General features: G+C 65.1%; 21 protein-coding genes. 10 read left to right on the top strand and 11 right to left on the bottom strand.

The features are described 5' to 3' along the window. Positions 1-402: 402 nt before the first annotated feature. The 3 genes from BCO18175_RS38950 to BCO18175_RS38940 all read right to left on the bottom strand — a co-directional run bounded on the left by BCO18175_RS38950 (position 403) and on the right by BCO18175_RS38940 (position 4,537). Entirely contained in the window at positions 403-807 is a 405-nt protein-coding gene (locus BCO18175_RS38950) for a DUF2384 domain-containing protein (protein WP_009898182.1), read from the bottom strand. A 465-nt stretch (positions 808-1,272) separates the two neighbouring features. Beyond that, positions 1,273-1,713 (bottom strand): hypothetical protein, encoded by a 441-nt coding sequence (locus tag BCO18175_RS38945; protein WP_174989005.1) that lies wholly within the window; start codon positions 1,711-1,713, stop codon positions 1,273-1,275. A gap of 97 nt (positions 1,714-1,810) precedes the next feature. Next, complete coding sequence (locus tag BCO18175_RS38940) at positions 1,811-4,537, bottom strand: LuxR C-terminal-related transcriptional regulator (protein ID WP_174989003.1); 2,727 nt, start codon at positions 4,535-4,537, stop codon at positions 1,811-1,813. 833 nt (positions 4,538-5,370) lie between these two features. On the opposite strand from BCO18175_RS38940, the gene BCO18175_RS38935 reads away from it, so the two are divergent. Next, positions 5,371-6,453 carry a porin gene (locus BCO18175_RS38935; protein ID WP_174989000.1) on the top strand — a complete coding sequence of 361 codons (1,083 nt, stop codon included), beginning with the start codon at positions 5,371-5,373 and terminating at the stop codon, positions 6,451-6,453. 108 nt (positions 6,454-6,561) lie between these two features. On the opposite strand, the gene BCO18175_RS38930 is transcribed toward BCO18175_RS38935, so the two are convergent. Next, positions 6,562-7,167, bottom strand: coding sequence for a TetR/AcrR family transcriptional regulator (locus BCO18175_RS38930; RefSeq protein WP_174988999.1), 606 nt, complete (start codon positions 7,165-7,167; stop codon positions 6,562-6,564). 110 nt (positions 7,168-7,277) lie between these two features. Here BCO18175_RS38930 and BCO18175_RS38925 point away from each other — a divergent pair, with 110 nt between their 5' ends. The 4 genes from BCO18175_RS38925 (at position 7,278) to BCO18175_RS38910 (ending at position 11,770) form a co-directional block, all read left to right on the top strand. After that, on the top strand, positions 7,278-8,333 hold the full coding sequence (locus BCO18175_RS38925) for a sugar phosphate isomerase/epimerase family protein (protein WP_174988997.1): 1,056 nt from the start codon (positions 7,278-7,280) through the stop codon (positions 8,331-8,333). A 29-nt stretch (positions 8,334-8,362) separates the two neighbouring features. Further along, positions 8,363-9,247 carry an alpha/beta fold hydrolase gene (locus BCO18175_RS38920; RefSeq protein WP_174988996.1) on the top strand — a complete coding sequence of 295 codons (885 nt, stop codon included), beginning with the start codon at positions 8,363-8,365 and terminating at the stop codon, positions 9,245-9,247. A gap of 2 nt (positions 9,248-9,249) precedes the next feature. Continuing rightward, positions 9,250-10,188, top strand: coding sequence for an alpha/beta hydrolase (locus BCO18175_RS38915; protein WP_174988993.1), 939 nt, complete (start codon positions 9,250-9,252; stop codon positions 10,186-10,188). A 346-nt stretch (positions 10,189-10,534) separates the two neighbouring features. Then, complete coding sequence (locus BCO18175_RS38910; protein ID WP_174988991.1) at positions 10,535-11,770, top strand: MFS transporter; 1,236 nt, start codon at positions 10,535-10,537, stop codon at positions 11,768-11,770. A 27-nt stretch (positions 11,771-11,797) separates the two neighbouring features. Here BCO18175_RS38910 and BCO18175_RS38905 read toward each other — a convergent pair whose 3' ends face one another. From BCO18175_RS38905 to BCO18175_RS38895, 3 genes are read right to left on the bottom strand one after another with little or no spacing between them, the layout of a single operon-like run. Then, positions 11,798-12,532 carry a polysaccharide deacetylase family protein gene (locus BCO18175_RS38905; protein ID WP_174988990.1) on the bottom strand — a complete coding sequence of 245 codons (735 nt, stop codon included), beginning with the start codon at positions 12,530-12,532 and terminating at the stop codon, positions 11,798-11,800. Between the two features lie 23 nt (positions 12,533-12,555). Next, entirely contained in the window at positions 12,556-13,122 is a 567-nt protein-coding gene (locus BCO18175_RS38900) for a hypothetical protein (protein ID WP_254599355.1), read from the bottom strand. Beyond that, positions 13,122-14,267 carry a glycosyltransferase family 4 protein gene (locus BCO18175_RS38895; RefSeq protein ID WP_174989009.1) on the bottom strand — a complete coding sequence of 382 codons (1,146 nt, stop codon included), beginning with the start codon at positions 14,265-14,267 and terminating at the stop codon, positions 13,122-13,124. The genes BCO18175_RS38900 and BCO18175_RS38895 overlap by 1 nt, the downstream gene beginning before the upstream one ends. A gap of 611 nt (positions 14,268-14,878) precedes the next feature. On the opposite strand from BCO18175_RS38895, the gene BCO18175_RS38890 reads away from it, so the two are divergent. Further along, positions 14,879-16,183, top strand: coding sequence for a dicarboxylate/amino acid:cation symporter (locus BCO18175_RS38890; protein WP_174967871.1), 1,305 nt, complete (start codon positions 14,879-14,881; stop codon positions 16,181-16,183). A 539-nt stretch (positions 16,184-16,722) separates the two neighbouring features. Beyond that, positions 16,723-18,657: an SMP-30/gluconolactonase/LRE family protein gene (locus BCO18175_RS38885; protein WP_174988988.1), complete on the top strand. Its 1,935-nt coding sequence runs from the start codon at positions 16,723-16,725 to the stop codon at positions 18,655-18,657. Between the two features lie 117 nt (positions 18,658-18,774). Here the strand turns inward: BCO18175_RS38885 and BCO18175_RS38880 are convergent, their stop codons facing one another. Beyond that, entirely contained in the window at positions 18,775-18,981 is a 207-nt protein-coding gene (locus BCO18175_RS38880; protein WP_174917824.1) for a hypothetical protein, read from the bottom strand. 31 nt (positions 18,982-19,012) lie between these two features. On the opposite strand from BCO18175_RS38880, the gene BCO18175_RS38875 reads away from it, so the two are divergent. Continuing rightward, positions 19,013-19,852, top strand: coding sequence for a peptidylprolyl isomerase (locus BCO18175_RS38875; RefSeq protein WP_174988986.1), 840 nt, complete (start codon positions 19,013-19,015; stop codon positions 19,850-19,852). A 25-nt stretch (positions 19,853-19,877) separates the two neighbouring features. Here the strand turns inward: BCO18175_RS38875 and BCO18175_RS38870 are convergent, their stop codons facing one another. Continuing rightward, positions 19,878-20,315, bottom strand: coding sequence for a GNAT family N-acetyltransferase (locus tag BCO18175_RS38870; protein ID WP_174988985.1), 438 nt, complete (start codon positions 20,313-20,315; stop codon positions 19,878-19,880). Positions 20,316-20,402: 87 nt separating this feature from the next. Beyond that, positions 20,403-21,359: a hypothetical protein gene (locus tag BCO18175_RS38865; RefSeq protein ID WP_174988983.1), complete on the bottom strand. Its 957-nt coding sequence runs from the start codon at positions 21,357-21,359 to the stop codon at positions 20,403-20,405. A 309-nt stretch (positions 21,360-21,668) separates the two neighbouring features. Between BCO18175_RS38865 and BCO18175_RS38860 the strand changes: the two genes are divergently transcribed. Together BCO18175_RS38860 and BCO18175_RS38855 are read left to right on the top strand one after the other, a co-directional pair. After that, a complete protein-coding gene (locus BCO18175_RS38860) occupies positions 21,669-22,964 on the top strand; it encodes an MASE1 domain-containing protein (protein WP_174988981.1) in 1,296 nt (431 codons plus the stop codon). 13 nt (positions 22,965-22,977) lie between these two features. Continuing rightward, positions 22,978-23,793, top strand: coding sequence for an alpha/beta hydrolase (locus BCO18175_RS38855; protein ID WP_174988979.1), 816 nt, complete (start codon positions 22,978-22,980; stop codon positions 23,791-23,793). 15 nt (positions 23,794-23,808) lie between these two features. Here BCO18175_RS38855 and BCO18175_RS38850 read toward each other — a convergent pair whose 3' ends face one another. Further along, a complete protein-coding gene (locus BCO18175_RS38850; RefSeq protein ID WP_174988977.1) occupies positions 23,809-24,831 on the bottom strand; it encodes a MerR family transcriptional regulator in 1,023 nt (340 codons plus the stop codon). Positions 24,832-24,861 lie beyond the last annotated feature (30 nt).

The following is a 24,861-nucleotide window of genomic DNA, read 5'->3' as shown; positions in this document are numbered from 1 at the left end:
GGCCCACACATCAAATGATCATAGAACTGTACTCATTGCGTGAAGCGCTCGAAGCCAAGGCGGCGAGCCTGGCAGCGCAGCATGCGTATCTGCTCGATACAGACGCCGTTCGCGACGCCGTCCCAATTGTGCGCTACACCCGATGTTGAGGTCCGCAAACTACCGTTCGTTGTGTGCGAGCGGGTGCGAAATACACACTTTCGCGCGGACATACGGACGAACGGGAGCGAAAAAGAAAATGCCCGCTCATCAAGCGGGCATTTGAAGAGGTGGGGCGAGAACATGCCGCGGAACCACGTCCAAGCCGGTAAGCCCCGCTCCCTGTTTTCTTTCGCCGAACATAGCTGGCTACGACGTGAGAGTAGCCGCTATTTTGCAGACCCGCAACGGGTGTACCCGACCCTATCCGGCCGCACCGGCCTCGAGCGATGTAACGTAACGCAGCAGGTCTTCAGTGCGCCCTTCTGAAACGAGCTGCTCAGCAGTCTTGTAATCAAAGGTCGGCAACGGTTCATTGCGATACCAGAAGAGCGCCCTCTGAACGTCGCCGGAGATATCGGTAGCCGCTCGGATGATCCGAAGTGCGTCCCGAAGGAACTTCTGCACGCTTTCGGAGCCCGCCAGTCGGCTCAAGGTATTGCGATGGACATGGGCCAGCCGTGAGAGCGTTTGCATATCGATATGCAAGGCGGCCGCGAACCGGCGAGCTGAGACGATCGGCGCGCCGCTATCACGGTCCCTCAACGACTCCATGAACTGGTCGAAACCACCGGATGGCGTTGGGTCGTAGTCGACGTTTGGATCCATAGCAGATTGATCAACGCACACGATATGCACATTTATAGCACATGCCGATCAGCACGATCGGATTCTGATGCGCACTTCTGCGCCGATGCTTGTTGCCAAGCTCCGCCGAGACGCGTAGTCGGAAGTGGGCAGCATCCCGAAGACGACTTTTCTGAGAATTCCCGTGCCCAAGGACACTTTTTCTGAGATGTGCGCCATGCGGTTGTCTCAAAAAAGATGTCCAAGTCCTTGATCTGTCTAGGGGGCCAAAGACACCTTTTCTGAGAGCCCACAGGTTTGTTGAGAGCCCACATTTGGGGCTGTCTCTCGGAAGAGATTTCCCGGTCGGAATATGTTGTCGTTGAAGAAAGGGGAGCGATCACCGGTCTCTGCCAGATGTTCCAGGTCGGAACTTGCACGGTCGCGGCACCCGTGGTGCCTGGCGGCGCGCTGACCGAGATAGAGATACCGGATTTCGCGCCGCACCTAGATGATTCGGTTCCATGAACCGCCTTCCGCTTTCTCAGGCTCGACGAATGCCCAGATCGAGCAGCAGCAGGTGCAGCGACAGTACGTGACAGAACCTGCCGAATCGGCTCCTTCGGAAGCAAAACGAGGCTGAGAAATTTCGGACAGGACGCCGTTTGCAACCGCTGCGTCACGGCGCTGGGTGTATTGCTGATACTCCTGACGTGATACGAAGACTTTGGGCTCGCCGACACCGAGGCAGCGTATGCAGGCCGGAAGCAGACGCGCGATCGCGCCGTTGCTTTGCGCTTCACACCCTCGCTTGAGTTTCAGCAATTCGCCGCGCGGGATTTGTGCATCCACACGCATTCTTTCGCCGTCAAGCCACACGCGCAACTGATGCAGGTCGATATCTCGTTCGCGATAGCGGCGGAGCATGGTCTGAATATCTTGGTCCATTGCGATCACGCACCTGATTTTCGACGGGTATCGTTCGGCTGAAACACCATTGAAGATGTGTTCATGAACGTCAAGAATGCGATACGTCGCGCTTGTTTCAGGAATTCGCTTCCCTGGCCTTGCCGCGCTCGGCCGGTGTCACGCCGAGCCCACTCTGGACGGCCTCGAAGCGCGAACCGACCTTGAGCTTCTCGAAGATGTTCTTCAAATGCCACTTGATGGTCTCGGGCGCGACGCGCAGCGCCCGTCCGATTTCCTTGTTCGACATGCCGCGGGCGATGTGATTGAGGATCTCGATCTCACGCGCGCTGAGCAGGTGTCGGGCGTCGCGCGCGTCGCCGTCGTCCGCCAGAGTGCGGCGCGGGTCGAACGCGGCGAGCAGCCGGTCCATGAAGGCCGGTTGAACGCCGTCGCGATCGGACACTTCGCGGCGCAACTTCGTCAGCAGGCGCAGCATCGGTTCACCTTCATCGACGAAACTGCCGATCATGCCGTTCGGCTGCGCGTAGCGCAGCGCGTCCGTCAGTGCGTCCGACGCTGCTTCATGCGCGTGTTCCTGCTGGAGCGCCACCGCGTACAACAGCGACATCCGTGCTTCCAGGTAGGTCATCCCGGCACGGGAGAGCGTGGTCCTCAACTCGCGCAGCCGTTCGGCGGCGCGATCCGGCCGGCCTGTCGCGACGTCGATCCGTGCCTTGATCTCGCACCCGCTTGCCCACGTCTCGATGAAGCTGCCCATCGGCGTCGGGATCTGCTCGGGCATCAGCGCGTCCAGTGCGTCGGCGGTTTCCTTCGCGCGATCGATCCAGCCCTGCTGCAGACACAACCGCACGATTTCCGCGTCGCACGACGCACGCATGCGCAACCAGTGTCGGGAGGCGGCGATTTCGCTGGCCTGCTTCAGGCACAGCAGCGCGGACGCGATATCGTCGTTGCGCGCATGGAGCCTCGCCGCGGTGCGGCAGTAGCTTGACAGGGAGCCGAGCGGGCACGCTTCCGCCGTGATAGCCGAGCGATCGTTGATCAGTTGCCGCGCGCGGGACAAATCATTCTGCTCGTAGCAGAGTGCCGCCAGGTAGCCCGCCGGAACCGCCGCCGCCGCCGAATGGCGTAACACGTTCGCTTCCGCATGCGAGATCGCGGACTCCATCAGCACCATCGCTTCCGGTAGACGGCCGTTCACCAGCAGGTTCAGCCCGAACATGCATTCGCGGTAGACGTTGGCGTAGATGAAGTCGTGATCGTCGGCCGGGACGGCGGCCGCGCCGTGCCTGAGTCGTTCGACCTCGTCGAAGCGGCTGTCGTAGATCAGGCCGAAGATGTGCGCCGTTTCCCCGAGCCGCCTGACCCACGCGGAGGCGGGCAACGACGAGAGGACGACTTCGCGCCCCAGCTCGAGCGACCGGTAGCTGTCGTCGTCGAAGCCGGAGATGGCCGCGTCGACGGCAATCATTTCGATCGGCAGCGCCGTGTCGGGTTCGCCTTCTGTCCGCGTGCGATCCGCATGATGACGTGCAAAGTCGGATTGCGCGTGTCGCAGCACGTCGCCGGCCTCCGGCATGCGCATCAGGAACGCGAGTGCCCATGCATTCGCCAGTCGCAAGCGCAGCCGCGACTTCACCAGTTGGCGCGGCAGCTTGCCGATCAGGCTCAACAGCGTGTTCACGTCGCTGCGATCCATCAATGCGGTCGCGCAGTTCTCGACCCAGATCGCGGCCTGCAGAGCGTCACCGGCGGCGAGCGCGTGACGCACGGCGTCCGGCCATTGCCGAGCGTTCGCGAACCACTCGCCGGCGCGTTGGTGAAGCCGCGGCAATTCATCGGCCAGTTGGCGAGCGGCCCGCCGCCTCAGCGCGTCGGACAGCAGGGCGTGATAGCGGAACCATTGCCGCTCGTCGTCGAGCGCGCGGATAAACAGGTTGTGACGCTCGAGCCAGTCGAGCTTCTCCCAACTGCGTGCGCCGGCACCCATGATGGCGTCGCAGAGGCCGGGGCTCAGGTGATCGGCGATCGATGTCCGCAGCAGAAACTGATACACGGGACGCGGCAGGTGCGACAGCACGGCGTCGTCGAGATACGCGTCGATGCCGAATCGATTGCCGGCGAGATCGCGCGCGACCTTGGCGGCATCGGTTTCTTCCTTCAGCGATAGCGACGCGAGTTGCAGGCCCGTGATCCATCCTTCGGTCGCGTCATTCAGCATTTCGACGGCGCCGCGGTCGAGCGGTGCGGTGCCGGTGCGCGCGAAGAACGCCTGCGCATCGTCCGCGGAGAAGCGCAGATCCGATTCGTCGATCCGCAGAAGCTGGCCATGCGTGCGGAACTGGGCCAGCGCCAGTCTCGGCTCCCCGCGCGCGCCAAGCAGCACGTGGAAATTGGCGGGCGCGTAGCGCAACAGGCGCGACACCACCGCACATACCGGAGGCGACGTGAGCCGGTCGAAGTCGTCGAGGATCAGAAAGACCGGCTTGCCGCACGCGGCGATCTCGTTGAGCAGCACGGAGATGACGGTCTTGCCGGGCGTCATCGGATCGCCGCGCAGCAGCTTTTCGGCCTGCTGACCGATGCCGCCCGTGCCATGGTTCAACGAAGCGACGAGGTAAGCGCCGAGCTGGTCGGGATTGTCGTCGTCATGGTCGAGGCTCAGCCACGCGACGAGCTGATGGCGGGTGCGGAGCACTTCGCACCATTCGGACAGCGTCGTCGTCTTGCCGAACCCTGCCGGTGCGATCACCAGCGTGACCGCGTGTTCGGCCGCGGCAGCCAGCTTCTTCGACAGCGTCCGCCGCGCGACTCGGAACCGGGGCGGGCGCGGTGGCGCCATTTTCGTCTGTATCAGCGAGAGATTCCAAAGAGGCTCATCGGATTCGGACGGCAAGTTCATGGGGGAAAGTCCGGAATGCACCACATCATGATAATAATAGTCGCCCCCACGACGATGAGGGTTTTCCCACGGTAGGGGGGTGATCGCGTGGTGCCCCCCCGTCGCCAGCCTCCTGCCTCCCCTTTGGAGGGGGGCAAATCCCCCCGGCCTGCTCTTAGTCTTGCATTCAGTCCACGTCGGTCCGGCGCTGCGATACGGTCATCACCGTTTCGCATGAGGTCGTGAACGATGTGCTTCGTCGAATCAAGCCCTACCGGCAGTACGTCAAGGAGTCCTTTGTGCCTACCGCATCGCCGATCGGTCAGACGTCATCGACTTGTACCTGCCTGCTGCCGATCACGCCTGCGGGCCCGACAAGGTTCGCCCCCTGACGCAGGTGCGCCATCGCGAGCGTTGCCGTCAGTCGACGCGATTTGCGCGCGCCATTCCCACCTTCAGCCGCATCGGCCCGTTGTGGCCGCAACCGCGACGTTGACCCGCGCGGGTCGTCGTGGGCAGTGACGGCTCGGTCGCCTCGGTAGCGAATGCCGGATGGCCCGCGACGATTGCCTGTCGTTCGACATTCAATGCCGTCGATGAGGGCCACGTACGTGTCGTCGATCGCGTCGACGCGTGTTCAGTTTCTGCCGGACGTGACGAGTCCGGATCGGGAAGTCTCCGCGCGGTGCGAGAACCGGCCGCGACGGACGTGTTGTGACGTGTAGCGAAAGCGCCGATCGGCATCCCGCCGTGACGCGACATTGAAAATAAAGATCTGGGTTTGGAGGATAGACATGAAATCGACATGGCGTCAGGGAACGCTCGGCCTGGCCATTGCTGCGTCGCTGGGCGCGACGTCCGGCGTGGCGCATGCGCAGAGCAGCGTCACGCTCTACGGGGTGCTCGATGCCGCCGTGCTCTACACGAACAAGTCGCTGAATACGAAGACCGGCGCGAACGACGGCCACACGTTCGCGATGGTCGACGGTGCCGCGGCGGCATCGCGATTCGGCTTGCGGGGCGTGGAGGATCTGGGCGGCGGGATGAAGGCGACGTTCGTCCTCGAGAGCGGCATCGACATCCCGAGCGGCGGGTTCGGCAATTCGAACGGCAACATGTTCGGCCGTCAGGCATGGATCGGGTTGAGCGGCGATTTCGGGTCGGTCAAGGCCGGCCTGCAATACTCGCCGTTCGTGCTGTCGCTGATCGGAACCGACCCGCGCGACGTGGCCTATTTCGGCAGCGGCGCCGTCATCTATGTCGACAGCGTGCTGGTGACCGGGCTGTTCAACCAGAACGCCGTGTCCTACACGAGCCCGGACATCGCCGGCTTCCAGGGCAGCGCGATGTTCGGACTGGGCGGGAAGGCGGGTGATTTCCAGGCGGGGCGGCAGTATTCGGCGAGCCTGAAATACCAGCGAGGCGGGTTCCTCGTTACGGCAGCGCTCTACAACGGCAACGCGGGCGGTACGGCGGGGACGCCGATTCCGAGCACCGTGCCGTTTACCGGCCGCACCATCGGCGCGGCATACAGTTTCGGCAACCTGACCGTCAAGGGTTCCTACGCGCTCTACAAGGTGAGCGGCGGGTTCGACAGCCGCGTGTACGGCGCCGGGGCAAGTTACTTGATCACGCCTGCCGTCGAAGCCGATGCGGGCGCCTGGCTGACGAGCGACGGCAACGACACCGCCAATCGGTCGGTGCTGACGGCGATCGGGTTGAGGTACTTCCTGTCGAAAGCGACGACGGTCTACGGGCAGGTCGGGCTGGTCCACAACCATGGCCTGATGAATACCGGGCTCGCGATCAACGGTGCGCTGCACGAGGGGGCCGGTACGACCGTCGGTACGGTGGTTGGCCTTCGGCACACGTTCTAGCCGGCACGGCACGTATTCCCGAAGACGGGTCATTCGGGATACGTGCTTGCGACACCGTTCCGCGACGGGCGACGTGCGGCCCTTCCGGAAAGGTGCTCCGGTTGATGGTCACGCCCCGTCACGCACCGCCATCGCGAGCGGCATCATCGCCGGCCCGATGGAGGCGAGCAGGCGCTCCTTCGATACCCCGTCGCGGGATTGAACGGAAATGCCGTGCAGCTGCGTCGCATAGAAATCGGCCAGCGCGTTGATGTCGGTGCCCCGCTTGAGTTGCCCCTGCTCGGCTGCGAGCTGCAGGCGCTCGGCGATCGACTGCGTGCGTGCGCGCCGATGGGCGGCCAGCCATTCCATCACACCTTCGTTTTCGGCCGAGTAGTTGGTCGCGGCGGAGACCACCATGCAGCCGTGTGGCTGGCCACGCCGGGTATAGGCGGCGACTGCATCTCGCAGCATCCGTTCGACGGCCGCGCGGACATCGGCTTCCTCGCCGAGCGCACGATCGGCGAAGCCGCCTTCACCTTGCTCGTAGAGCGCAATGGCCTCCTGGAACAGGGCTTCCTTGCTGCCGAAGGCGGCATAGATGCGCGCTGACGCGATGCCCATCGCTTCGACCAGGTCGGACATCGACGTGCCTTCGTAGCCGCGTCGCCAGAACGCAAGCATCGCGCGTTTCAGCGCCATGTCGCGATCAAATTCTCTCGGTCGTCCCGCCATATCCCATTCGTCCGTCGTCACATCGTGCGCCGATTTTATCGCGCGTCGTGTTGACACGCGCCGTTCCGCTATTCTATTCTTTGTCGATCAACAAACAATAGGAGTTGACCATGCGTACCCTCAAGGGCCCCAGTCTTCATCTCGCGCAGTTCGCCGACGATGCGGTGCCGTTCGACAGCTTGCCGAATATCGCGCAATGGGCGGCCGGCGTCGGCTTCAAGGCGCTGCAGATTCCCGCGTGGGACGGCCGGCTGTTCGACGTGGAGACCGCCGCGGAGAGCCAGGCCTATTGCGACGACGTGAAGGGCATGCTGGCTGAGCATGGGCTGGAGATCAGCGAGCTGACGACCCACATCTTCGGGCAACTGGTCGCCGTGCATCCGGCGTACGACGCGATGTGCGACACCTTCGCGCCCGAGGCCGTGCGCGGCAACCCGGCTGCGCGCACCGCATGGGCGCTGGATCGGCTCACGCTGGCGGCACGGGCTTCACGCCGCCTGGGGCTGACCGACATGGGCACCTTCTCGGGCTCGTTCGCGTGGCCTTACCTGTTTCCGTTCCCGCAACGTCCCGCCGGCCTGATCGAGACGGCGTTCGACGAGCTGGCGCGCCGCTGGCGGCCGATTCTCGACGTCTGCGACGAAAACGGCGTCAACCTTTGCTACGAGATCCACCCCAGCGAAGACTTGCACGACGGCGTTAGTTTCGAGCGTTTCCATGCGCTGGTCGGCCAGCACGCGCGCTGCAAGATGCTGTTCGATCCCAGCCATTTCGTGCTGCAGCAACTGGACTATCTGGCATACATCGATATTTACCGCGACTTCATCCGCATGTTCCATGTGAAGGATGCCGAGTTTCTGCCTTCGGGCCGTCAGGGCATTTACGGTGGCTACAGTTCGTGGCTCGAGCGTGCCGGCCGTTTCCGGTCGCTCGGCGACGGTCAGGTCGACTTCAAGGCGATTTTTTCGAAATTTGCTCAGTACGACTACACAGGATGGGCCACCCTCGAATGGGAGTGCTGCCTCAAGGACCAGGAGGACGGCGCGCGCGAAGGCGTCGCGTTCATCAACGACCACATCATCCGGGTGACGGAGCGCATCTTCGACGACTTCGCCGGTGCCGCGGTCGATCAACGGCAAATCCACGACATGCTCGGCATCGCCTGAGCCGGCCCCCCTTACGAGGAACAATCGATATGTCCGCTCAACTTCAGTCGTCGTCAGCCGACGCTCAAAACTTTGCTCATCAATACGTGCGCATCGACGGCCAGCGCGTCCATTGCGTCACGGCCGGCGCAGGCACCCCGGTCCTGCTGATTCCAGGATGGCCGCAAACCTGGTACGCATGGCGTCATGTGATGCAGGCGCTCGCCGCGCACGGCTTCATGGCCGTCGCAGTCGATCCGCCCGGCACCGGCTATTCCGACCGGCCGCATGCGGGTTACGACACGGGCCACACGGCGGCCACGCTGCATCGCGTGATGGCGCAGCTTGGCTTCGATGTGTATCAGGTGGTGGGCCACGATGTCGGCATGTGGGTGGCCTATGCGCTGGCGAGCGATCGGCCCGACGCGGTGAAGTCGCTGGCGCTCACGGAAGCGGTGATTCCCGGGCTGGCGCCCGCGCCGTCGATTTTCGCTCCGCCGGAAGAGAACATCTTCCTGTGGCATTTCATGTTCAACCAGCTGGCCGATCTGCCCGAGACGCTGATTGCCGGACGTGAGCGGGCCTATCTGGAGTTCATGTTCAACCGCTGGTCGTTCCGGCGCGATTGCGTGGCCGTCGATGTCTATATCGACGCCTATGCGGCACCGGGCGGCTTGCGCGGCGGCTTCTCCTATTACCGCGCGATTCCGGAGACGATCCGGCAGAACCAGGAACGGGCGCAGCGCAAGCTGACGATGCCGGTGCTCGCGATCGGTGCCGAACACGCCACCGGTGATGCGCCGCTGGTCACGATGCGCGACAACGCGACGGATCTGCAGGGCGCTGTCGTGCCCGATTGCGGCCACTTCATCATGGAAGAGGCGCCCGACGCGTTCATGGGCCATCTGCTGCCGTTCCTGGAACGGAGCCGCTGAACATGCCGATCGACGACAACATCGCCGCGCTGCTGGCGCGCCTGGCCCTTGCCGAGCCGCCTTCGTCGCTGGATGCGTTGCGCCAGGCGACCGACACGACACTGCGGGGCTGGCATGGACCGCTGGAAGCGGTCGACCGTACGGAAACCTTCGAGGTGCCCACTCGCGACGGGCGGCAGATTCGTGTGCGGGCCTATTGGCCATCGGTCGCTTCGGCGCGCGCGGCACCGCGGCCGGCGATCGTTTATGCGCACGGCGGCGGGTGGTGCCTCGGCACGCTCGAGCTTTACGACAATCCTTGCCGCGCGCTGGCCAACGCGACGCAATGCGTCGTGCTGTCGGTCGATTACCGGCTTGCGCCGGAGCACCGGTTTCCGGTGCCGCTGGAAGATTTCTGCGATGCGCTGGACTGGGTATTCGGCGCGGCGGCCAACCTGGGGCTGGACCCGGCGCGCATCGCCGTCGGCGGCGACAGTGCTGGAGGAAACCTTGCGGCCGCTGCCTGTCTGGTCGCACGGGAGCGGGGCGGGCCGTCGATCGCGCATCAGCTGTTGCTGTACCCGCCGCTGGATGCGTCGATGAGCGCGACGTCCTATCGGACTTTCGGGCAGGGCTACTACCTGACGCAAGAGATCATGCGGGTTTGCTTCGACCTGTACCTGACCGATCCGGCCGACGGCAGCTCACCCTGCGTGTCGCCGCTGCGGGCGGCTTCGCTCGAGGGTTTGCCGCCGGCCAGGTTGCTGGCGTGCGAGTACGATCCGGTGCGCGACGACGCGCAGGCGTATGCGGAGCGATTGCGGGAGGCCGGTGTGCCGGTCGATTGCGTCGTGCTGCCGGGGATGATCCATGCGTGCATCCATATGGTCGGCGTGACGGCGGCAGCCCGTCAGGTATTCGATGTGGCTGGGGCGCAGATGCGCAGGGCCTTTCAGCGGTGAGTGCATGGCCGTGCGTGGATGGTCGTCCGGTCCGGCGGCCGCACGACCTCGGGAAGGCCGGCGCGTTTTCCGTGATGTCGACGGACTTCCTGTGTGACGGGCTACGCAGTCGACGTATTGACGTCGGACAGCAGGTTGACTAGATTCGTCACATGAACGCACTTTTCGTCACGACCACGACTACCACCACGACCGCCAATGGCGGGCCGGGAGGAGGTTGCGCGTCGTAGGTCAGTGTGTCGAACCCACCCCAAGCCCCGCCGGAAACGGACGGGGCTTTTTTCATGCTCCGTCTGGCCGGCATCGAACGTCAGCGGAGAACATGATGGATGATTGCGATCGCCGAGTGTCCGGCGACAGAGTCGACCCGTTTCGCCAGAAGGGCAGCAAGCCGGTCGCATGGCTCACCGGAATCGCGGAAGGCGTGCCGGCGTCGACACGGATCCTGCTGATCTTCCAGTTCCTCGTGAATCTGTCGGTGTTCGGGTCGCTGCCGCTGCTTGCCGCATTCCTCGACATGGAGCGCCATCTGGACGCGAGCAGCGTCGCCAGCGTCCTGACGGTGAATCTGCTGGCGAGCCGGCTGCTGCCGCTGGTGCTGGGTGCGTCGACGGATCGCTTCAGCAGTCGTGTGCTGACCACGCTCGGCCTGCTGTGCCGCGCTGCGGGGTTTGCCGGATTCGCGTTTGCGCTATCGCTGCCGGGCCTGTTGATGTGGGCGTGCCTGTCCGGGCTTGGGGCCGCGCTTTACGAAACGACCGCGTATTCGATTTTCGGTTCGCTCGACGGCGCCGTGCGTCCAAAAGTGTTCGCGCTGAACAACCTGGCGCTCAATCTCGGCGCGTTGATCGGTCCGGCGCTGCTGCTCGTCGTGCCGAACACGAACGGGGCGCTGCCGTTTCTCGTGAGCGGCGCGGTGTTCACGGCGCTCGCGCTGATTGCACCGTGGATCGCGGGGCGAAGAAGGCGCAACGCGGGCGCGGTGCATCCGCTGCGCGGCGTGCTGGTCGCGTTTGGCGACAGGCGGTTTCGCCGGCTCTGCTGGGCGCTTGTCCCGTTCTGGACCGTGTACACGCAGATTTACGTATTCATCCCGTTGACCTTTGCGCATGGCGCCCACGGCTATAGCGGCGTGAGACCGTTCTACATCACGAATGCGCTGATCGGAATCGCTACCGCCTGGCTCGGCATGGGCTGGTTTCAGCGTACGAACTGGCGCTCGATGATGGTGATCGGGCATGCCGCGTTGTGCGGCTGTTTTGCGATTGCGGCACTGCTGTTCGCCCGCGATCGGGGCGCGGATGCGTCGCTCGTGATCCTGATCGTGATCGCGATCGTCTTCACGTTGGGGGAAAGCCTGATTCTTCCCGCGTCGAATATTGCGCTTGCCGACCTGACGACGGATGGCAATGCCGGCAGCTATTTCGGCGCATCGGCGATTTCGTGGGCGATCGGCGGGATGCTCGGCAACTTCATCGGCAGCGTCGCCGCAGGCTGGACGGTGCTCGCGCCGGGGTGGGTCATGTTCATGGGGATTGCGCTGGCCGGCCTGCTGGCATTCTGCGGCGGGCGGCCGGAATAGCCATGGCGATGGTCGATGCCGCGTGAACTACCGGCGCCCCTGAACCCGCGCTTTTGCGCACTTGAACCAAAGCCGCATCGCACCGACACCGCCCGCCACCGGAATCCGCGGCAACAGGAACGGATCGTCGGACGCATCGGCGCAGCCGCGCCGGGTCGTCGTCGCGTTGCGGTAGCCGGCGGCGGCGACCTGGTCGCGGACGCGCGGGTCCAGGTCGCCGTACGGGTAGCAGAACGATTCGACGCGCTGGCCGCACAACGCTTCGAGCCGCCGCTTCGATTCTGAGACTTGAACCTCCGACACGTGCGGCGGCACGTACGACAGCGCGACATGATCGAGCGTATGCGAGCCGATTTCATGGCCGTGATCGCGCCATGCGAGCATGTCCGCGCACGTCATGAGCGGCGAGCGTGCGGTATCGGCACCCGCATCCCAGTCGTTCTCGCCGCCGAACCGGCCGGCGACGAAGTAGCAGGTTGCGGTGAAGCCGAGCTCGTCCAGCACGGGCATCGCATGCGTCAGCACGTTGAGAAAGCCGTCGTCGAACGAAATGCCGAACACCTTCCCGCGGCGCTCGCCGCGCAGGTACGGCTGCAGTTCGCGCACGCTCAGGCCACGGTAGCCGAGCCGCCGGAACAGCGTCATCTGGCGGCGGAACGCATCGGGCGCGACGCTCAGGCCGCGCAGCCGGTCGGGCGGCGGCGGAAGCGTGCGGATCTGGTGATACATCAGGATCGGGTAGCGCGTGGCTGACAGCGGCATGAGCGGGTCGCGAGAACGGGGAATTACGCGGCCTTGCGGAAAATCCGCAGGGTCTTGAAGTCGCCGATTTCGACGAAATCGGCATTCGCGGCCCATTGCTCGATGATCGGCTCGGCCTTCCGGTACGCCGACGAGCCCTTGTAGAACAGCAGGTGGCCGTCGCGCGCGGTATGGCGAGCGAACAGCTCGAGCACTTCGGCGTCGGTCTTCGCGCCGTAGCGGCTGTTCGTCTCGTCGCGGAATTCGCACAGATGGAACAGCGTGACGACGTCGAACGCCGGCAGCAGGTCCGAATTGCTCGTATAGATGTCGCCGAAATAGGCCAGGTAGGTCTTGCTCACCTCCGGCTGCCGCGTGACGAGATCGACATACGACTTGTATTCCTTCGGCGATGCGGTCACGCCGAAGACGGTGTTGTTCAGGTGCGGCCGCGCGCATTCCACGCCGACATGATGGTGGCCGCCGGTGCCGAAGTGATAGATGCGGATGCTGTTGAGGCGCTCGGTTTCCAGCCATTCGACGAAGTGCACGTCACACGGGCACTCCTGCGTGCGCAGGTCCCAGTACTTCTTCCAGATGTTCATTGCCATTAAACGGACCTCAAGGATGTCACCCAACGATTGGGGTTGTGTCGAATGGAGTTCTGATAGACGGACAGCGTCGCGTCCACGAAGCGTTCGAACGAGAACTCGCGCTTGCCTTTCAGCCGTGCGCTGCGCCCCATCGCACGCACGCACGCGGGCTCGCGCACGATCGCGCGCAGGATTTCCCCGATCGCTTCGGGTTCGCGCGGCGGAACGACCCAGCCGTCCACGCCCGGCTCGACGTTCTCGGGCAGCCCGCCCACGCGCGTCACGATCGCGGGGCAGCCGAGCGACATCGCTTCGCGGCACGCGTACGACAGGCTCTCGTGGTACGACAGCACGAACGACACGTCGATGATCGAGAACGGCGTCCGCACGTCGTCGAGTCGTCCGGTGAAAGCGGTGCGCGCGGCCATGCGGTGGTGCGCGATCTGCTCGCGTTGCTCGCCGGTCGGCTCCGCGCCGACCAGCAGCACGCGAAACCGCTCGCGCTCGTGTTCGGGCAGGCGGCCCAGCGCCGCGATCAGGTCCATCCAGCCCTTTTCCGGCGCGGTGCCGGCGCTGCTGCCCAGCACGATCGCGTCTGCGGCGGACGGCCCGAACAGCGCGGCCTTGCGGCGCCGGATTTCGTCGCCAGCCAGGCGTTCCGCGTCCTGCCGGCGCACGCCATGCTTGACGACCGTGACGTTGCCGTACGGCGACCGGAGCGCGAGCATGCCCGCCACGTAGTCGCTCACCGCGATGGTGTGGTCGGTTGCCAGCCGGGCGCGCAGCACGTTGCCGAAACTGTCGGCGCGATAGGTGTTGTGCTTGGTGAGCACGACCGCGGGCCGATACCGGCAGCCGAGCAGCGCGAGCATCACCTGCCGGTGATCGGCGGACCCGTTGACGTGGATGACGTCGAAGCGCTCGGCGACGATCCGCTGGCGCAGCCGGACGATTTCCTGGCACAGCCGGTTCCAGCGCGGCTTGAATTCCATGTCGAAGATCGCCACGTCGGGGCTGTCCTGCAACAGTCGCGACAGGCGGCTGCCTTCCGGCGACGCGACGGTCACGCGATGATGCCGGCTCATCGCGGCGGCGAGATCGCGGACGTAGGTGTCCTGGCCGCCGCCGTAGTCGCCGTGGAAGTTGGTATACAGAATGTTCATCACGATGCCGCCTTTCCTCGATCATTCATTTGAAAGGACTGCTGAGAAAATGAATGCGTCAGCCTGTTGAAAGCAATGACTCGAACCCGGTTCCATGGGTGTTGCCGATGCGCGATTGCGCATCGACGCCCGGGCGTGGCGTCACCGCGAATCATTTCCAAATATTACAGACGCATTACGTACCGTAGTGTCAAGGTCTGCGCATCTTTGTGTGAATGTGTCGTGATCGCTTGCGGTGTCGTCACGCAGTGCGACGCGGCCGGGGAGGACGGGGGAAGATCCGGCGACGCGGTTTCCTGCCGCCTGTGTGTGAACCGGGGCGATCCCGGCGCGAACGGCGATGTGGCCCGATTACCGTCCTGGTCGCGCAGGAAGCGGGCAGGATCGCGACAAATCGCGCCATTTCGGCGGCATCCGGACGCAGATCAACCCCGCCGACTTTCAGAATTGAAAGCAGGGGGGCCATTTGCGTTAGAATGCCCCCCCTGTCCGCCATGGCGACAGCCAAAGGCGGACTTGTCGCACCCAGAGAGACGTGGGTTTCGATTCGTAGCCGGGCGCGAAAGATGTGCCAGCCGTTAGCAACATAAGCTTTGTGATTTGGATTACTAATGAAGAAGAAGCACAACATCACCAAGTACATCGTTGTCGCGATGATTCTTGGTATCGCAGTGGGTTATGCCTGTCATAGCGCGTTTCCCGACCCGAACATGGCGAAGGAGGTTGCCGGCTACGTGTCGTTGCTGTCCGACATTTTCCTGCGCCTGATCAAGATGATCATCGCGCCGCTGGTATTTGCGACGCTGACCGTCGGCATCGCGCAGATGGGTGACGGCAGCGCGGTGGGCCGCGTCGGCGTCAAGGCGTTCGGCTGGTTTTTCATCGCGTCGTTCACGTCGTTGCTGCTCGGCCTGCTGACCGCAACGATCCTGCAACCGGGCAGCCATCTTAGCCTGCCGCTGCCGGCGTCCGATGCGGCCCTCGGCCTGAAGACGGGCGCGTTCACGCTGAAGGACTTCGTGGTCCACCTGGTGCCGAAGTCGATCGCGGAAGCGATGGCGAACAACGAAATCCTGCAGATCGTCGTCTTCTCGATCTTCTTCGGCACCGCGCTGTCCGCGCTCGGCGAGTCGGGCAAGCGCCTGACCGGCGTGATCGACGATCTCGCGCAGGTGATGCTGAAGGTGACGGGCGCGGTGATGTGGTTTGCGCCGGTCGCGGTGTTCGCGGCGCTGGCGTCGACGATCACGACCCAGGGGCTCGGCATCCTGCTCACGTTCGCGAAGTTCATGGCGAGCTTCTATCTGGCGCTGGCGCTGCTGTGGGGCGTGCTGACGCTCGCCGGCGTGACGTTCCTCGGCAAGCGTGCGTTCACGCTGATCCGGCTGATCCGCGAGCCGTTCCTGCTGTCGTTCGCGACGGCGAGCTCCGAAGCCGCGTATCCGAAGCTGCTGGACGCGCTCGACCGCTTCGGCGTGAACCGCAAGATCTCGAGCTTCGTGCTGCCGATCGGCTATTCGTTCAACCTCGACGGCTCGATGATGTACTGCACGTTCGCGGTGCTGTTCATCGCGCAGGTGTACGGCATTCATCTGCCGCTGGGCACGCAGATCACGATGCTGCTGATGCTGATGGTCACGTCGAAGGGGATGGCGGGCGTGCCGCGCGCGTCGCTGGTCGTGATCGCGGCAACGCTCAACCAGTTCAACATGCCCGAAGCCGGGTTGCTGCTGATCATGGGCGTCGACATGTTCCTCGACATGGGCCGCTCGGCCACCAACGCGGTCGGCAACTCGATCGCGGCGGCCGTGGTCGCGAAGTGGGAAGGGCAGCTTGACGACCCGCGCGACGACAACGATCCGGACAACGGACGCGTGATGAAAGTGAAGGTGCCGGAGACCTCGGCATCGGCATGATGGACGGCAGTGCGGCAGCGGAGCGATAGTCGCGCGTCGCCTGCCCCGCGGTAATGGACGATCGCCGGCCTGGATTCGATATGGATTCAGGCCGGCGATTTTGTTTTTGGGACAATGATTCCGTCTTGAATGCGGCGGATTTCCCCGATTCTCTGATTGATACCGGCGCTCGCCGTTTCAATCCGTCGTCGTTGAACACGCGGCGATATTCCCGCAGGCACGAGCCTGATTTTCCCGATCCACGATTCGACGTGTAAGTGACCATTCACTGTCGCGCAGTCGCGCTCGCAGTCAGCACGCATGGGCGCCACCGGCATTGCCATCAAAGCCGAACCCGTGAAAAGCGCAACAGCACGAACGATCCGCAATTTTTTTCGATTTATATAACGCTATTCTCGCGCTGCGCATTATCGAATGCATGCTGCACGTAATACCGACTGCGCCGGATGATTCAGGGGAACAATTTACGCATCGCGGCTTTCAAGCCATCCGGCCGGCCCTTCATGTGAGTGTTCGCACCATTCAGGAGAGCATCCGTCATGGTCGCCAGACAACGGTTTCAGGCTGCGCTTCTCGCCGCAGCGATCGCCGCGATTACCCCTCCCGTTCACGCAAGCAACACCACCGACTGGCTCGCGAACACGTACGGCACGCTCGCGGCCCACGTCGGCAACGTTGCGCGCGCGATGTGGGTCGCACCCGAAGGCGTGATCTATACGGCGTCGATGTGGGACGAGGATGAGGGCGGTGTCGCGATCTACCAGAACGGCAAGAGCGCAGGCTCGATCGGTACGCACTCGGAGTTCCAGGGCAGCGCGATCACGGGCAACGCGACGTCGCTGTTCGTCGCGTTGCAGCCCGGCAAGACGTACGGCAGCGGCGCGGTGGGGCGCTACAACCGCGCGACGAAGTATCGCGACCGCGTCATCCAGGTCAGCGCGGCGACCAACCAGCCGCGCATCGACGTCGTCACCGGGCTCGCGACGGCCGGCTCGCTGCTCTATGCAAGCGACTTCTACGGCAATCGCGTGCGCGTGTTCACCACCGACGGCGTGTGGCAGCGCGACATCAACGTGGCGGGGCCGGGCGCGCTCGCGGTGGACGGTGCGGGCAACGTGTGGGTCGCGCAGAAGAGCGCCGGCTCGATCGTCGGCTTCAGCCCGGCCGGCGCGCTGCTGGACACGATCCGGATGCCGGCCGGGTCGCAGCCGTCGGCGCTGTATTTCGATGCGGCAGCCGGGCAGCTGCTGGCGGGCGACGAAGGCCCCGACCAGAACATCAAGCGCTATACGGTGTCGGGCCGGCCCGCGCTGGCCGGCACGTTCGGCGTACGCGGCGGCTATCTCGACACGACGACGGGTATCAAGGGGCAGGTCGGTGCGCAGCGCTTCACGCGCATCGTCGGGATCGGCAAGGACACCGGGGGCAATCTCTATGTGCTCAACAATCCGTGGGGCGGCAGCTGGGATCTCGGCCGCAACGGCGCGACCGACATTCATGCGTACAGCAGTACCGGCAACCTGCGGTGGACGCTGCAGTCGCTGAACTTCGAAGGGATCGCCGCGCCGGACCCGGTCACCGACGGCGCGCTGTTCTATGGCGGCACGCACGTGTACAGCGGCAGCGCGGGCGGCAAGTTCGTCGCGAACACGGTCGATCCGTTCACGTATCCGGCCGATCCGCGCATCAACATGAGCGACACGCAGCGCGACGAGCATTTCGGGCTGCTCACGTCGGTGGGCGCGAACCGGATTCTCGTCGCGGCGGGCCAGAATCCGCCGGTCTTCTACTTCTTCCATTTCAACGCGGCGAACGGCTACATCGCGATTCCGGACGGCTCGATCCCGGGCCCCGCGTTCAACACGACGCGGCGCGTGACGAGCGGCTTCAGCATCGACAGCAAGGGCGGCGTGTGGGCCGGCCTCGACAAGACCGGCGCGATTACCCATTACCCGCTGACCGGCTTCGACGCGAGCGGCAAGCCGTCGTGGGGGCCGGGCGTCGCGACCCGCGTGCCCGACAGCATCCAGCCGCTCACGCGCATCGTCTATCTTGCGGACAGCGACACGATGGTGCTCGCGCAGGGCGCGATCGGGACCAACGACTGGACGTCGATCGGCACGCGTATCGAGGTGTATCACGGCTGGAGCGCGGGCAACACGACGAAGCCGGACCCGGTGATCACGCTGCCGCACAGCGGCGCGAAATCGATCGACGCGGTGGGCAACCATCTGTTCGTCGGCTACTGGTTCAGCAGCAGCGGGCCGCTGTGGCCGAACGTCGACGCATTCAACCTCACCACCGGCAATCTCGACACCACGCTGGTCAACGCGAGCCCCGCGACCGTGGATACCAGCAGCGCGATCGATGCGATGTACAGCATCCGCGCGTACCGCCGGTCGAACGGCGAGTACGTGGTGATGAAGAACAACGTGAAGGGCAACAGCATCACCGTGTATCGCTGGACGCCTTGACCTTGATGGTGCACGCGCGGCCGCCTCGACCTCGGTCGGCGGCCGGGCTCGCGAAGCCATGATGTGATTCATTGCGATTTCGCGGGATTTCCATCGCGTTTCCACACAATTTCCACATCACGCGTTCGTAATGACCGGCGTGCGCAACGCGCGCCGCACCGCCCGCCGGGCGGCTGTCCCCAACCACACGACGCGAAAAATCGCTTCCGGGCACAATGACAGCGGCACCGGCAGGCACTGCGCGTGCCCATGACGATGAACCGAATCGACTGACTGGTTGCACCGGCGCATTGCCGCGCCGGTGAATTTGCGCGGCAGCCCCATGCCGCGTTTCTTGAGCCGAAGTGACGAAACAATGAAGATGAAAACGACACCGAACCGCCTGTTGCTGATCGCTGCGCTGGCCGGCGCACTGAGCGGGTCTGTCCACGCAGAGACGGCGGCGACCACGGCGACCGTTGCGACGGTCAACGGCACGCCGATCACGCAGGCCGACGTCGATACGCTGCTGCGCGCGTCCGGGCAACCCGACTCGCCGCAGATCCGCCAGGCGATCAAGAATCAGCTGATCACGCGCGTGCTGGTTCAGCAGGCCGCCGAGAAGGCGAACTATGCCGACAAGCCCGAGGTCAAGGCGGCGGTGCAGCAGGCGAAAGCGAATGCCGAAGTGCAGCTTTACCTGCGCGACAACGTGAAGCCCGAGCCGGTGACCGAAGAACAGGTCAAGGCGCGCTACGACGAACTCGTGGCCACGCTCGGCAAGAACGAGTACAAGCCGCGCCTGATCATCGTCCAGGATCCGGTGACGGCCGCGACGGTGCTGAGCGAGTTGAAGGCGGGCAAGTCGTTCGAAGGGCTGGCGCGTCAGTACAGCATGGCGCCGAGCCGCGATGCCGGTGGCGAGCTGCCGTGGGTGAGCTTCCACACGCCGGCGGCGGAAGGCAAGACGTCCGGCTTGCCGTTGCCGGTCGCGCAGGCGCTCGAGAAACTGAAGGTCGGTGCCGCGACGAGCGATTCGATCCCCGTCGATGGCGTGCGGGCAATCGTGAAGCTGGATGCGAAGCGACCGACGCAGGTGCCGGGCTTCGCGACAGCGAAGCCGGGGCTTCAGCAGCAACTGCAGGCGGCTGCGGTGGAGAAGGCGAGTGCGCAGATGATCGGCAACTTGCTGAAGGACGCGAAGATCACGCAGTAATGCGGCGGCGTTGAAACGCCGGACGTCACGCGCGCCAGATCATGCTCGCGCTCGTTTCGGTTTCCGACTCGCTGCGGAAGCCGAGCCGTTCGTAGAGCCGCCGCGCCGGGTTGCCGTGCAGCACGCTGAGCGACACCGGCACGTGCGCGCGTGCCGCGTCGTTCAGCAATGCGTTCAGCACGGCTTCGCCGATGCCCCGGCCCTGGTGCGCGGGGAGGATCTGGATCTGGTGTACGTGCCACTCATCGGTGGCGCGTGTCACCTTCAGCAAGCCGATGGCGTCATCGCCTTCGCAGACGATCATCGCATCGTCGAAATGCGCGCGGACGCGCCGGTCGTGCGTGTCGTCGTCGGTCGGCATTCCAGCGCGTTGCAGGTGTTCGGTCATCGTGAGGCGACGCAGGTTCAACAGGAACGGCAGGTCGGCGGCAGACGCCGGGCGCAGGCGGATTGCGTGTGTCATCGTGCGGACTCGTTCGTTCGGGAATTCGGGATCGTCGACGGGAAGACCGAACCCGGTAGCGAATGATTGCCGATGGCGGGCAGCCGGTCAAAGCCCCGGCAACTGAATCTGCAGGCCGGCCGGACGATGTTCGAGGACATCCGTCACTTCGTATTCGGTTTTTGCTCCGTCCGAGGTTTGCCACTGCTGCATGCGGACATTGCACACGAGCACGTCACCCTTGCTGAAGCTGATCTGACTGTTGTTCACGCGCGACAGGAAGCCGGCATCCGAGATCGCCGCATGAATCGTCGACGTGCCGTCGTACAGCCGCCACTTGTTGTCGTCCTTGAACGCGAGCGACACGATCGAGAACGCCATCTTTCGATGCTCGTCGAGGATGAGCGAGTCGGCGGGTTCCGGCGCGTGAAACCACGCGATTTCGCGACGATCGACCGTTTCGACTATCTCGGTATCGGTGCCGATCGCAAACACCACGATGCCTTCGCGTGCGAGCGGTGCAAGCACTTGCTCGATAGCGTGGCGCACGCTGACGTCGCGCAGCAGGGTGAGGACGGGCAGGTCGATTTCGAGTGTGTCGCCTTCGACGTGCAGGATCGCGGTGTGGTCCTGCATTTGCACCTGCAGGATCTCGCGCCCGCGCAGCCATTTGAGAACGGCGAAGAGCCCCTTTCCCGCCCTGGGCACGGCGATGCCGAGCGCGGTCAGGATCGTGACCGCATTGGCGAGCGCCGTGCCTTCGTTGCCGCTCAGCATGTCGCGCATGCGGCCGAGCAGCGAGGTCGCGAGCGTGAAGTCGATGCCGAAGCTGCCGGTCTTGAAGCTGCCGCGCACGTTCACCTGCGGCCGAACCTGATTGCCGCACAGCGCGCGGGTCGATGCGTCGAGCAGATCCCCGATGGCGAGCAGCGCGGGCGCGAGTTCGCGCACGTCCATCTCGGACGATTCGAGCGCGGGCCCGTCGTATGTGACGCGAAATCGGCTCATGGTGTCGAGGGGGCCGGGATCGGCCGGGCCGGTACTGTTTTCATGGCGTGCGGTCATGTGGAAAGTCGGCTGATGACGTGGACGATACCGGAAGCGCATGCTTTCGGATGCCTTTCATTCTGGATGCGAACCACCGGCTGCGGGCGTTTTTGGCCATCCGGCCAAGACGACGCTCTGACGTGTCCTGACCGTACCCGGCACACACCGAACTTTTCCGATCCTTTCCCGGTCACAACCGCCAGCTTGCGGGCGCGCCGGTGCCCCGCACGCGCGTCCGGCCCCCGGTATTCCCCGGCCCGCCCCGTCCGCATATCATTCGCACATCGCGCACCTGCCGACCGCAGGCGCAGCACACAGGGATTCTCGATGGACACCAAACGATCGCGGCCGGGCCTCGTCGCCGCGCTGCTCTGGGCGGCGCTGTATCTCGCGACCGGCTACATCTCGCACCAGTTCAACGGCCCCGTCCGGCTGACGGGCTACATCTGGCTGCCGGCCGGCGTGACGGTCGGTGCGTTCATGCTGCGGCCGATGCGCGAATGGCTGACGCTGGCAGGCGCGTTCCTGGTCGGGCAGCTCGCGCTGAGCGGCATCGAACACGGCAGCCTGGTCAACGCGGTGCTGTTCACGGTCGACGAGGTCGGCGCGGCCGCGCTCGCGGTGTGGCTCGTCCAGCGCGTGCGCTTCTCGCTCGAAGGGCTGTATTTCCTGCGCTCGGTGATCCTCGCCGGCCTGATCGCGGGCGTGGTCGGCGCGATCGGCGGCGCGGCCTGGTACACGGTGGTCAAGGGCGCGCCGTTCTTCGACGTGTGGTCGGTGTGGGCCGCGTCCGATTTCGTCGGCGTGCTGCTGGTCACGCCGGTGCTCGCGTCATGGTCGCGCTTTCGCGCGCACCGCTCGGGCGATCACGAGCGCTTCGACCTGGTGCTCGGCATGATCTCGTTCGTGCTGGTCGTGGCCGTCGCGCTCGTGATCTTCGACGGCGACACGTCGCAGAGATTCGGCACCGGCGCCGGCTTCGCACTGACGTATATCCCGTTGTTCCTCACCGTCGCGGTGACGCTGCTGCTCGGCGGCCGCGCGGGCTCGTCGTCGGTGCTGGTGCTCGCGCTGATCGTGATCGAGCAGACCGCGCAGGGCGACGGCCCGTTCGCGTCGTTTCACGAGCACTACGGCAGTGCGCTGCTCGAGGCGCAGCTTTATCTGGCGGTCGCGTCGCTGCTGGTGCTGACGGTGAGTACGCTGAAGACCACGCGCGAACGCGTGCACGAGCACGCGGCGGTCCTGCAGAACAACATGGAACTCGCGCTCGCGAGCGCCGGCCAGATCGCGTACGTGCTCGATCCGGAATCGGGGCGGATCGAGTGGAGCGGCGACGTCGAGCGCGTGTTCGGCGTCGGCGTCGCTGCGGCCGAGATCGCAAGCGTGCCGCTCGTCCTCGAACGCGTGCAGCCGGGCGACCGCGCTGCGCTGCGCGACTACTGGGATGCGGAGATCGAGGGCGAGGATCGCGCGTCGCTGTCGCTGCGTATCGTGCAGCGCGACGGCGGCACGCAGACGATCACCGATCACGGCGCGCCGTTGCTCGATTCGAACGTCGACGTGACGGTGGTGGCGGGCGTCTGGCAACTCGAGCGCGTGTGGCCGGCGGCGGACGAATGAGCGGACGCGCGTCATGACAGGCCGCACGGGCGTCCTGCTGATCCACGGGCTCGGCGGCACGCAATACGATCTCGGCTCGCTGCACAAGGCGATGCGGCGCGCGGGCGGCGATACGCACATGATCACGCTGCCGGGGCACGGCACGCGCCCCGAGGATCTGGTCGGCGTGCGCGCGGAGGCGTGGCTCGACGCGGTGACCGAGCAGTATCGCGCGCTGGAAAACGAGTACGACACGCTGCATGTCGTCGGCATGTGCATGGGCGCGCTGGTCGCGCTGCTGCTGTGCCACCGCGTGCAGCATGCGCGCGGCCGGCTTGCGCTGCTGGCCACGCCGGTGTTCATCGACGGGTGGTCGACGCCGTGGTACCGGGCGTTGCGGCACGTGCTGTACCGCGTGCCGGGTGTGGCGGAGCGGATGCGCGTCGAGGAAGGCGATCCGTTCGGCATCAAGAACGCGACGATCCGCGCGATCGTGAAGAAGAAGTTCGAGCGCGAGGACAGTTTCCACTATGCGTGGGTGCCGCTCGCGTGCGTGCGGCAGGTCGACCGGATGCGCGACTGGGCGCTCGAGGCCGCGGCCGGCACGCCGTGTCCGACGCTCGTGCTGCATGCGCGCGAGGACGAACTGACGAGCCTGCGCTCGGCCGATTTCCTGCTGGAAAAGATGCCCGACGCGCGCGGGATCGTGCTGGAAAACAGCTACCACATGATCTGCGCGGACAACGATCGCGACGACGTCGCGCGCCACGTGCTCGAATTCTTCGGGTTCGATCCGGTGCACGCGGTGAGCCCGGCGATGGCGCGCAGGATGGGGCGGCTGGAATCCTGACAACCTGATGGCGGGTCACGCCGCTTCAGGCCGGCGCGCGAGCCGCTCGCGGATCTCGGGCGACGCCAGGCAGGTCGCCACCGCTTCGTAGCCGGGCGCACCGGGGTAAGGCGCCACGCGCGAAGGCGGGCTGTGATTGGCCGGGCACAGCAGGATGGTTTCGTCGGGGCCGACCGCCGTCAGATCGAGGATCGCCGACGAGCGCGTCAGGAGGAACAGCGGACGCATGCCGGCGGCGGCGCGTTCTCGCAGATGGGCAATCAGTGCCTGTTGCGTGGGCCGGTCGAGATCCTGTTCGATCATGTCGACGACGAGCGCGCGCGGGCCTTCGGCTTCGAGGCTGGCGAGCAGCGCGGTCAGCGCCGCCGATGGCTTCGCGCCCCCTTCGGCCAGCAACGCCGATGTTCGGTCGATACGCGACTTCAATGATGGATCGGCGCGTAGCGCGGCAAAGGCATCGGCACGGTCGTTTTCCAGCCGGTCGAGGCCGACGAACACGGCACCGGGCAGTGCGTCGGCGAGCCGCAACGCCAGCCGCGTCTTGCCGCTGCCCAACGAGCCGATGATGTAGTTCAACGGCCGGATATCACGGCACTCGAACCATTCGCCGCCCCACGGCCACGGCAGGCTGAATGCCACGCCGGCGCCGCTGTCGTCGACGAGCCGCGTCAGTTCGCCGTCGGCCGGCATCCGGCCGCGCGCAAGGCCGGCGCGAATCGCGCGCACGCGGTCGACCTTGCGCACGAGATCCTGAATGCCGTGATCGAGCGCCGCTTCGTGAGCGGCCAGCGCGTCGTCCAGGCTGCGCGCGTCACCGTCGAGCACGCTCGCCACCTGCGCGAGACTGAGGCCGAGCGCCCGCAGCGCAGCGATATCGGCCGCGCGGGCGAGATCGTCCGGGCCATACGCGCGGTAGCCGGCCGGCGTGCGTTCCGGCGTGACGAGGCCGTGCCGCTCGTACAGCCGCAGCGCCTTGATCGATACGCCAAGCCGTGCGGCGGCCGCCGATGCGTTCAAACGGGGCGTGGACGTGCCCATCCGTCACCTCTCTGCTGTCGATTCGTTGCG

Source organism: Burkholderia lata (assembly GCF_902499335.1).
Lineage (GTDB): Bacteria > Pseudomonadota > Gammaproteobacteria > Burkholderiales > Burkholderiaceae > Burkholderia > Burkholderia lata_B.
Note: the sequence above shows the minus strand (reverse complement) of the source record. Positions and strands in the feature narration are given on the sequence as shown.